Annotated in this window: 1 protein-coding gene; it reads right to left on the bottom strand. The window is 74.0% G+C overall.

Annotation, left to right across the window (positions count from 1 at the left end):
• The coding region (locus EN850_RS34075; RefSeq protein ID WP_210238022.1) for a hypothetical protein at positions 1-204 on the bottom strand (204 nt) is incomplete at its 3' end.
• Between the last annotated feature and the right edge of the window lie 180 nt (positions 205-384).

A 384-nucleotide genomic window follows, 5' to 3' on the forward strand; every position in this document is an offset into this window, starting at 1 on the left:
GCCGGCCCACAGCAGCAGGGCCAGCGCCGTGGCGCGCCACCCCAGTGCCGCGCGGTCGCGGCGGGCCCGCCACAGGCAGGCGACCGCAGCCAGCAGCGGGGCGCCGGTCAGGAAAACGAAGGAACCCGCCCCGGCGGGACCGGGCCACAGGGCCAGCACCAGCCCATGGCACAGCACATACAGCAGCGCCAGCACTACCGGCATGCCTTCCCCCATCCGCAAGGCCGTACGGGCGCACGATAGCGCGCCGGCACGCCACAGCGGCGTGATCCACTGCGGCAAAACAACACGCTGCGTGCACCGCCAGGGTCGTGCCGGCTGCTGACAGGCATCCGAGGGAATCACGCGGCGGCGGGTTGCCGGCCAGCGGCCGGCACTACCGGA

The organism is Mesorhizobium sp. M8A.F.Ca.ET.207.01.1.1 (assembly GCF_004794715.1).
Lineage (GTDB): Bacteria > Pseudomonadota > Alphaproteobacteria > Rhizobiales > Rhizobiaceae > Mesorhizobium.